The sequence below is a fragment of the Leptolyngbya boryana PCC 6306 genome (genome assembly GCF_000353285.1).
Lineage (GTDB): Bacteria > Cyanobacteriota > Cyanobacteriia > Leptolyngbyales > Leptolyngbyaceae > Leptolyngbya > Leptolyngbya boryana.
Genome location: NZ_KB731326.1, coordinates 104,579 through 113,590 on the forward strand (window position 1 = coordinate 104,579; position 9,012 = coordinate 113,590).

A 9,012-nucleotide genomic window follows, 5' to 3' on the forward strand; every position below is an offset into this window, starting at 1 on the left:
CAAAAATCATTGCTGCTTATCGACGATCGCGGCTTTTGTCATTACTCGTCAACGTCAACACCCGCAGCTTTGAGCTTCAGCTTGAGGATGGCATTTTCCTCTTTCAGTTGACCAATACTTTTGAAGCTCTTAGGGAATGTTGCTGCGTCCACATCCAGAAAATTGACGATTGCCAACTCAACGACCTGATCTGGGTTAAGTCCCGTTTCTGCGCCATAGTCTTCCAAAGCTTCCCGAATGGCAGGAGGTAGAGAATCTAGGATTTTGACTTTATCCGTGCTAAACATAATCGTTTGAGCTTTAATTGAGGATACACGACCGTTATATCGTGGTTTGGCTTGAAGAATCATCCGTGTTTCGAGTTCTTCAAGACTTGCGAGCCAATACGGAGAAACAGTCACAACGGCAATGCGAAGATCTTCAGCCATTACGCCGTCGATGAATGCACTAACGAGCGCGGTATGTCCGGTTTTGAAGCGATCGCGCAGATTAAGCGCTTTCCCTACATAAACCACCGTGTCACGCTGCCGAATAGCATATAGTCCAGGTTGACGCGGCAGTTCTTTGAAGTCCTTGGTCAGCAGGTAACAACTTTCAAACTCAAGACTTGATAGCAACTTCAGAATCTTCAGTGCCTCTTGTTTAACGCGATCGCTCATAAAGCTGACGGATTCGCCTGCGTTTGATCATCGCTTGCAGCCCACCCTTCGGCTCTAGCCGCTGCCTCGATCGCTGATCGCAACCAATCTGAGCGATTCTGCTTCGATCGCACATAACGATCGAGGTCGGAAGCCGAAGCACAATTCACCGTTTCGAGCGAACTGGGTCTAAGTGATGAGCAGCTATTGATTCTACAGGATATGTACGACGCAGCAGAATAAACGGACTTTTAACTTAGGGAACATAATTCTGAACGTTCCCTAAGTTTAGACGCTGAGCATAATGAGAGCCGAACGGAGATCCGTTCAATCAGTTCAATCAAAGATCGATAAGACATCACGTTTAGCGACTTAGGGAACAAAAGAGCTTATTTGTTCCCTAAGCTTAATCCTCAGAGGGATCTATGCCACGCCAACCTAGTAGCTGTACGTTTGAAATAAAGTTCCGAACTTTAGAATAAAGTTTTGGAATTTAAAATAAAGTTCTGAACTAACTGGCACGGAGCAGGGCGATTTTAATATCGGAAAGAGGTCAGGCAAGGTTGCGATTCTGTGCAGGAAAATGACGAAACATCAGTATTCATAAGAGTTTGACACCTTGACCTTATATATGGTCTAGAGATGTGACAGTACGGAACTTTATTTTTTCAATTTGCTGCCATTCAACTGAGAGAAATCACCATAGTACGGAACTTTATTTTCACCCCAGCGTTACTTTGCTACAGCAGCATAGGGTTTTTAGCGCCTGAAAATTCAGAGCTTCATTTCAAACGTACAGTAGCCCAGCAGAAGAACTGATTCAGCAGATCCAAGCATGGGACGATCGCGACCTCGAAGATTTGCAAGCGATGATTCAAGGCTTGCTAGAGGCGCGACGGGAGCCGAACGACGCGGAACCGAATATGCGATTGGACGGAACCGCCGTCGGGAAACGCGGCGGGAAGGGGCACATCGAGCATAAGATGATTCGCGACAGCAAAACCGGGAGGGAATACGGTCCGTATCGCTATCTGCGTTATCGAGGAATTAGTCGAAAAACAGGAAAGCAAGCCTTGCTCAGCGTCTACTTAGGAAAAGTCGCACCTGCTAGCAGCACCTAGCACTTTTGTACAAATTGCTGAGTCTTTATTCGATCGCACATCAGCAAGCAAAACACAACTAAAATTAATTAGATTTATATTTACATACGTATATACTTAAAAGATAATAGAGAAAGCTTCACAAGAGATTTCCAATCATGCTAGTAAACACAGAAATTGATCCGCGAGTAGTTGGATTGATCGCGCAGTTAAACACAGCCATTGCATCGCTTCATCGGGTTCAAGATCAAGCTTCGATCAAGTATTTAGCGCATGAACTTGCAGAGATCGCTTGAAAAATAAATAGAGTACAGGTAGCAACGCTTCAATCGTAGACTGTGTAGCATCATGATTTTCATCTTATAAGTGAGCAGTTTGCTTTCTGTGATTGTCCTCTGAGGGATGATCGGGTTTGCTGATTGTGGCTCTCAAGATTAAGCAGTATCTGTCGCCACTTGAACGGAGCTTTGGGATTAACTACGGAACATTACTGTTTCTCTCAACAGGCTCTAATCCTGTCTCTTTATTGCAACGCAATCGCTCAGTAGAATGAACCTATTTTTTTATCGATTTGAATTTCGTTGTCTAATTGGCTGAGCGGTACTACTATTAGCTGTGCTACATCGCGTTGCTGAGTACTACTCTCGCGGCTGCGATCGCGAAAGTGCTGTGTGATGTATCCGAAGTGCCTGCCTTTGTAGAACCTGCGTCCGAGCGTCTTACCCGTTCCCTGATAGACCAGACTGGAAGCAGCAAGATCTTGAGCGATCGTAGAATCGTACACTTGTCGAATCAGATTAACTCCGGCTGAATTTTTTGGATTGAAATCGAAAGACGGATCACTAGAGCGATAATCGACAAGTTCTTTAAGCACTAGCCCTTTCGGTGCCCAAACTGCAAAACCTAACTCGCGACCCATACACTTGGATGCAGACATTAGATCGGGTTCTACCGTTTGTAATTTGAGCGCAGGCATGAGTGCAGTAATCAACGGATGCTGAACTGTCCATCGTGCGACTTCCTCTGCATTTTGCCCTGGTAAAGCCACGGCTGGTAGAGCAGCACAAGCGTTAAAGGCGCAAGTTAAGCCGACTAGGATAGACCAAAATTTAAGTTGCTGATTCATTTGCACCTCGTTGAATCTTACAATTTTTGCCTGTATTTAGATTCCATCCTTCTACTGATAGATGGGTCGTAATTTGTTTTGATTATGCGGCGACCCCTACTTCATTAGTAAAGTGAATTGGAATTACGATAGGTGTAACAGGTAGGACTGAGTGCGATTATGAAGTTTTATCGGATTTTCAAACCGATAAAACTTCATCACATGCGCTGAAAAATTGTACAAATTTGCGATGCTACTCATTCTCTGCGTGTCTTGGCTCGAACGATTGACAATCTTCACAGGATGTCGCACTGGGATTGACTGCACAGCGGATATAGCCATTTCGATTGAAATAGAGGCAATCGTCTTCACGCCTTGTGTCAATATCAATAACATTCTCGATTGATCGAGCAAAGGAGTTCGCAAGCAGATCTAGTCTTTGATTCAAATCTTGAGTTGCCCGTCTTAAGCGATTGATCGCTTCGGTACTGTTTAACATCTCCTGCCTAATCTGGCTCGATAATTGTTCAGTTGTTTCCTGATGTCGTGAACACGAAAGTTTTAATGCGTCCAAAGCAGATTTCATAGGCTCAAGTGCTTCGGTCAAGTCGCGAATTGATTATGTAATCGGATTGTTTACGCGCTGAGTCTCTGATGCGGGGACGATCATTGTTTGATCCAACTGCAAATTCTCAATTTGGGCTACTGAGAGCGATGATTCATCGAAATTGGTTCCCTGAACTGAACTAGCAATCAGCTTCGTGGCTGTAAAATTTGCGTGAGAAAAATCAGAGAGATCGAGAACCGCACCTGTGAAATCTGCTAATTCCCCGTTCACATACTGTGCCGTCACCTGAATCAGCGCTGCGCCACAAAATTTTGTCCACCTGATGTTGGTGTGGTTTAAGTTTGCATCATTCCATTCACTCTGTATCGCATCAGTTGACTCTAAATTTGCTGACTCTAAATCGGCTCCGTGCAGTCGAGCAAACCGAAGCGTCGTTCGGCTAAGATTTGCGCTGCTGAGGTTCGCATCACGCAAGTCCGCAAACGTTAGATCTGCGCCTGCAAGATTGGCACTCGACAAATCTGCTGAGGTTAAATTGGCAAACTTGAACTTGGTTCCAATCAGTTGTGCGTTCTTGAAATTTGCACCAGCAAAATTAACGTGACTGAGATTAAAACCCGATAAAGCTTTATTCGACAAATCGATGCCTGAAAGCGAGACCGCAACATCGAGATGCTGCGATCGCCAATAGTTCCAATCCCAACTAGAGTGCTTATCAATGCCTTTCAAAAGGAGTTTGACTGCCTCTTGTGAAGCTCCTTGTTTCTGGGATCTGACCCCCAAAAGCACAACAGCCCCGATCGCAGGAATTCCGATAAAAGCTCCCCAAGCGACCCCAAAGATGGATGCAGCACTGCTTTTTTGACTTGAGACAAGAAGCTCGGTCGCTCTGATGACGATGAAGTAGACCGATTAATTGGTCTTAGCTTTGCAGTCGTTTGCTGCTGCGCGACTGCTTGTGCTATATGCAGTTCAGCAATCTCACCTTGCGTCATCGGTCTCACATTTGCTGCGGGTGAAGCAGATGTCGATTGATCAGAAACAATTCTGTATCCAGTGACCCCGATCGCGCCAACACCTAAAACACTCAGCACTAAAAGCAGGGCTTTATTCATTGTCTTCATCCTGATAGATAGATTGACGTACTCCTTGATGCGGACACCAAGGTTTCTGGGTCAACCAGCAATTGCAGGCACACCGCATTTGAAAGTAGCACTCTCCGCAAGTGTTGCTTTGTTGTAGCTTTTACTAGCAGTATCGATCAACCGTTTGAGATAGCAATTCCGCTTGTGATAGTAGAACTTAAACTTCAGGGCTTTCATGACATTATGGTAGGACAAAACAACTAATCTGAATAAAAAAGCTTTCGTATTACTGTTTCTGTTCAAGTTTCTGAATCCGGGCAGCAGATGCAGCAAGTTGATTATTGATGCGATTCAAGACTGGAGTAACCCACAAGAAACAGCCACAGATCACGATCGCGAGTGCCCCACACAACCCCAACGCTACAAATGAATCAGCTCTCCAAATGGGGAAAATGCCTGCCGATTTCTTCTGGTTGAGCTTGGTAAGCTTCTCGTTGGTTGCTTGCAGATTTTCGTGAAAACTTTTCAATCTGCTGAAGGTGTCGCCCAATTGCTTCATTGTTTTGTCGTATTCGCTCTGTCGCTGACTGAATTCTTCGCCCCATTTCATAACGCTCCTGTAAGAGTCTCCAGATTTCTGGGTCTCCTCGGAATTTACCATGATGACTTTGAGCAGGTGCTGGCTCGATTCGAGAATTAGACGGTTGGTTTCTATCCATTGATCGATTTTGTCGTGAATTTTGACCGCATCTTGTTGAGATGCAATTTTGCTGGCATCAACCTCTTTCCAAAGCCTGCCAACCACCTCTTTGAGTTCGCCGATCGAGGTCGTTTGCTGGCTAAGAGCGAGTGATAATTCAGCCACTTCATTTTCTAAGTCGCTGAGGGGATTGCTATTTTCCGGCATTGCTCACCTCAGCTTTTTTGCTAGGCTTTGGCGTTTTGAATCCAAGCCCCAGATAGTCAGTGGCAGCTTCAAGCTGCGGACGGCTGAGATCGAGAAAGCTTTCGAGCAAAATGCGATCGCCAAACGGCAACTGATCCTGCTCGAAAAATGACAGTCCCTGTTCGTGAATCACGTCAAACGTACTCAATTCTAGAACAGGCATTGAGATTTCAATGCCCTTAAGCGCTTGGAACTGTTTGCGAGTCTCAGAGCGCTCCCAGCGATCAAAGTTAAGTGCTCCTTGATTCCAAAGATCACTCTTGACCACCACATAATCCGCGCGATCGCCGCAGAAAGATTGCATCATCTGCAAACTATTAATCGTGTTGTAAGCATTGTTCATGACCGTATCAAGCGTGACGCGATAGCCCAACTGTTGAGCGATTTTAAACATGCCAAAGCGCTTGATCTGATCGCGCGTTGCCCGTCCTGACGCACCTGGCATGTCGATCAAGACAACATCGGGTTTCTGCTGTTCAATCTGGGTAAAAAAGGCTTTCGCTTGCTCAGTTTGAACAAAATCGATCAAGGTCACTGCCTGTGATGCTTCGGTGTGATATTCCTGAAACTCCGGGTTCTCGACATCGGCATCAAAGGCTAAACAGTTCACGCCGGATTGAATCAGAAAGAAATACAACTGTCGGCAGTGCAGGGTTTTCCCTGTCCCTCCTTTGCCGCCCAGGATCATAATAATTCGTTTCATTTGTGCGGAAGTTGTCATGATGTAGTCCTATTTCGTTTGGGTCGAACTCGGTTGATATTAAAGGTTGGCTCTATCCATTCCCCGTTGACCCAGCCTGAGTTTTCCGAGATCGCATCTGACGTTGATGACGCTTCAGATAAAGTCGCTTTCGGGGATGTTTCTGGAATGCTGGCAAAATGCTCTTCTAGATCAAACGCTTTTTCTTCTACTTCGCTCATTAATGTTATGGGGACTTCAGGCGAAGAAGTTTCTACAATCGTTGATTTTGATTGTCCCTGATGTTCATCTCGCGCTGGCACTTTTGTCGGCTCCGAAATTGCACCTTTATCAACCTGCCTTGCACCCCTCGGCTTCTTCGATGCCGTTGATTTCTTCTGCTTTTTGTTGGCAGCTTGGCAGTAGTAATATCGCAACGTTTTGGGTTTGATTTTAACCTCTTCTTCAAACGCCTCCTCAAGACTAGATGCAATTTCTTCCCAGGTGAATCCTCGATCGCGCAATCGCTTAAGAATCGAAAATGATTGATCAACAATTTGGCGCAGATTTAACTGACTTGGCGAAGCCTTTCTCATCTCCGCTAGTTTCTGTAGTGCGCTGTGGAAGGAACTTTTACTAACTTTGATTGGCAAAATTCACCTTCCGTCAGAATCTATCTTGTTAGCCATCTTATCCCTGTAATGCTTAATAGGAAATGGCATTGAAGTAATTTAACAAACTGCAATTTTATCAAGGTTAAAATAACATTTGAGTCGCCTGTGATTGCACGATCGTTCTCATTTACAGGCACAAGGCTTTTCGGCAACAGATAGTTAGTTTTTCCGGTATAGTAACGCCTTGCTTCTGTTTTTTCTTTTGTCTTTTATCCAGGTTAATGAATCAATTTCTTGGGGCTGATTTGTTATATTTCATCTAAACGAAATGTACCTGTTTGATTGGCGTTATACTGGCGATGCTGTACGAGTACGCGATCGCAGATTCGTCAATCTAGAAATAGACAACTGCAATAGTGCTAGCCCCGCAGCAAGTCGTGGCAAGTTACCGGGTAATATGGCAAAGCGAGAAGGAAAGACCGCATCGATCGAGATCACCTGCACACCGAGCCAGAAGACAGCAATTAAAGCTCGATCTCAATCAGTCGGGGCAAAATCGGTCTCTGAATATCTCTTGATGATCGCGCTGAGAGGCAACGTCGATGACTATGGATTTATGCGTCGAAAAGCTGACGGTCCACTGGTAAATGCAGCAACGTACCAGCGGTTGGGAGAAATGATTGAACTTTTAGAGACAAGGATATGTGCGACTTCAAAAGATTCTCTGTTCAGCGCATCACCAGATGCTCAATCGCTGTTGCAAGAACTGATTGAACAAATTCATGAAACAAGGCGGGAGATTGCTTTGAATCGTCTAAAGAACGCCGTTAATCGCCTATGAGTTGGGATGAAAATTAATTATGCTAAAGGCAATGACCCGATGGGACTGATGCTGTACTTACATGAGCCAGCAAAGCAGATCACTCCCGAAGCGAATCCAGTCCTAGCAACGAACATGAGTGGGCGTGATTGTGAGGAGCGAGCCGAAGAGTTTCGCTTTTCGCATGACCTAAACCCTAGAGTGAAAAAAACAATGGTTCACTTTGCAGTCTCACTACCACCTGGAGAAACTGTGTCACATGATCAAATTGCTCAGATTTCGCGATCGCTGCTGCAAAAAACTGGGCATCAAGATTGTCAGTATCTTGTGGTGCGACATCACGATCGCGAACACCGAAATCATGTGCAGCACTGGCACATTGCAACGTCTGCTGTCTCCCTCAAAGCGGGATGGGTTAGAGATAGTTTTGTCAAGCTCAAACTTCTACAGATTGAACGCCAATTGGAGGAAGAATTCAGATTGAGCAATCACCCGATTCGTCCAAAGGCTCAAAGACAGAATCTCAGCACTGGAGAGTACCGACTAAAAGAGCGCACAGGAAAGCCGATTCCGAAGGAAAAACTGTGGGACATCATTGATCGAGTGTCAGCCGATCCCCCGTCGATGACAGAATTCGTGGCTCGCTTAAAAGAAGAAGAAGTCGAAGTCAGATTTCGCCAAGCACAGGGCATGATTCAAGGGATTAGCTATGAAATCGATGGGGTCGCGTTCGCTGGCTGTAAGTTGGGACCTGCCTACAGCTTTGGAGGACTGCAAGCACACCGACAGATCGAGTACGACCCCGCTCAAGACCAGTTACTATTGCTAATGCAGAAAATGACGCGAGAGAAATGTCAGCAGTGGTTGAGAGACCAGGAGCAGCGCAAAAAGTATCAAGCGTTGTATCGACAATACTGGCAGACTGTCTTGCGGCAGTCAGAGACTAATTTGGCGGAAATTGAGGCAGAACGCCGTGATGTGATCGTCGCGGCTCGATCGCTTTCTGACATCCATCAAGATGAGACAAGCTTGATGATATTCTACGGGGACAAAGCCCAGAAAGTTGAGCAGCAGCAAGGACGACGTTCAGCGATCGTATACGTCAACCAAGTTATTCAGCAAGCGATCGTTTTTGCAGAGCTACTGATGCGGGACGGAACTAATTATCTCAAAACACTAGGAAACGTTAAAAGATCTGATCAGGAGCACTACTAGCAAGCAAACTCTTCTAAACTTAGGGAACATAAGAGGCGGTTTGCACCCTAAGTTTTATGCTAAAAAGATGTCGCACCAGCCCTATTTTGTACAAATCCACGATTCCTGAAAGACCATTGCGATTTCCGCAGGCAACAACTTCATCAATCTTCTGTCTCTAGCAAAGCTCCAAATATCGTTAACTGCTGGCATCTTTTTTCTGCAAGTTTCAAATAATCTAAGCTCAGATCAATACCGATACA

13 protein-coding genes are annotated in these 9,012 nt (G+C 45.3%); 4 read left to right on the plus strand and 9 right to left on the minus strand.

Features of this window, described 5'->3' with window-relative positions:
- Positions 1 to 41 precede the first annotated feature (41 nt).
- Positions 42 to 659 (minus strand): GIY-YIG nuclease family protein, encoded by a 618-nt coding sequence (locus LEPBO_RS42695; RefSeq protein ID WP_017292018.1) that lies wholly within the window; start codon positions 657 to 659, stop codon positions 42 to 44.
- On the minus strand, positions 656 to 808 hold the full coding sequence (locus LEPBO_RS43180) for a hypothetical protein (RefSeq protein WP_017292019.1): 153 nt from the start codon (positions 806 to 808) through the stop codon (positions 656 to 658). Before LEPBO_RS43180 ends, LEPBO_RS42695 begins: the two co-directional genes overlap by 4 nt.
- Before the next feature lie 690 nt (positions 809 to 1,498).
- Here LEPBO_RS43180 and LEPBO_RS0133775 point away from each other — a divergent pair.
- A complete protein-coding gene (locus LEPBO_RS0133775) occupies positions 1,499 to 1,759 on the plus strand; it encodes a hypothetical protein (RefSeq protein ID WP_242049422.1) in 261 nt (86 codons plus the stop codon).
- Positions 1,760 to 1,896: 137 nt separating this feature from the next.
- Positions 1,897 to 2,034 (plus strand): hypothetical protein, encoded by a 138-nt coding sequence (locus LEPBO_RS43185; RefSeq protein WP_017292021.1) that lies wholly within the window; start codon positions 1,897 to 1,899, stop codon positions 2,032 to 2,034.
- A 245-nt stretch (positions 2,035 to 2,279) separates the two neighbouring features.
- Here LEPBO_RS43185 and LEPBO_RS0133785 read toward each other — a convergent pair whose 3' ends face one another.
- The 7 genes from LEPBO_RS0133785 to LEPBO_RS0133820 all read right to left on the minus strand — a co-directional run bounded on the left by LEPBO_RS0133785 (position 2,280) and on the right by LEPBO_RS0133820 (position 6,717).
- Positions 2,280 to 2,864: a hypothetical protein gene (locus LEPBO_RS0133785; RefSeq protein WP_017292022.1), complete on the minus strand. Its 585-nt coding sequence runs from the start codon at positions 2,862 to 2,864 to the stop codon at positions 2,280 to 2,282.
- Between the two features lie 232 nt (positions 2,865 to 3,096).
- Positions 3,097 to 3,429 carry a DUF6464 family protein gene (locus LEPBO_RS0133790; RefSeq protein ID WP_017292023.1) on the minus strand — a complete coding sequence of 111 codons (333 nt, stop codon included), beginning with the start codon at positions 3,427 to 3,429 and terminating at the stop codon, positions 3,097 to 3,099.
- 33 nt (positions 3,430 to 3,462) lie between these two features.
- Positions 3,463 to 4,140: a pentapeptide repeat-containing protein gene (locus LEPBO_RS40645; RefSeq protein WP_017292024.1), complete on the minus strand. Its 678-nt coding sequence runs from the start codon at positions 4,138 to 4,140 to the stop codon at positions 3,463 to 3,465.
- Positions 4,137 to 4,526 carry a hypothetical protein gene (locus LEPBO_RS0133800; protein WP_017292025.1) on the minus strand — a complete coding sequence of 130 codons (390 nt, stop codon included), beginning with the start codon at positions 4,524 to 4,526 and terminating at the stop codon, positions 4,137 to 4,139. The genes LEPBO_RS40645 and LEPBO_RS0133800 overlap by 4 nt, the downstream gene beginning before the upstream one ends.
- A 256-nt stretch (positions 4,527 to 4,782) precedes the next feature.
- Positions 4,783 to 5,403, minus strand: a complete 621-nt coding sequence (locus LEPBO_RS0133810) for a hypothetical protein (protein ID WP_017292026.1) — start codon at positions 5,401 to 5,403, stop codon at positions 4,783 to 4,785.
- Positions 5,390 to 6,163, minus strand: coding sequence for a nucleotide-binding protein (locus LEPBO_RS39340; protein ID WP_017292027.1), 774 nt, complete (start codon positions 6,161 to 6,163; stop codon positions 5,390 to 5,392). The genes LEPBO_RS0133810 and LEPBO_RS39340 overlap by 14 nt, the downstream gene beginning before the upstream one ends.
- A complete protein-coding gene (locus LEPBO_RS0133820) occupies positions 6,160 to 6,717 on the minus strand; it encodes a hypothetical protein (protein ID WP_017292028.1) in 558 nt (185 codons plus the stop codon). The genes LEPBO_RS39340 and LEPBO_RS0133820 overlap by 4 nt, the downstream gene beginning before the upstream one ends.
- A 346-nt stretch (positions 6,718 to 7,063) precedes the next feature.
- Here LEPBO_RS0133820 and LEPBO_RS0133825 point away from each other — a divergent pair, with 346 nt between their 5' ends.
- Both LEPBO_RS0133825 and LEPBO_RS39345 read left to right on the plus strand, forming a co-directional pair.
- Complete coding sequence (locus tag LEPBO_RS0133825; RefSeq protein WP_144056467.1) at positions 7,064 to 7,576, plus strand: hypothetical protein; 513 nt, start codon at positions 7,064 to 7,066, stop codon at positions 7,574 to 7,576.
- 6 nt (positions 7,577 to 7,582) lie between these two features.
- The gene (locus LEPBO_RS39345) at positions 7,583 to 8,770 is read left to right on the plus strand and encodes a relaxase/mobilization nuclease domain-containing protein (protein WP_017292030.1); all 1,188 of its coding nucleotides are present in this window, start codon (positions 7,583 to 7,585) and stop codon (positions 8,768 to 8,770) included.
- Positions 8,771 to 9,012: the final 242 nt, after the last annotated feature.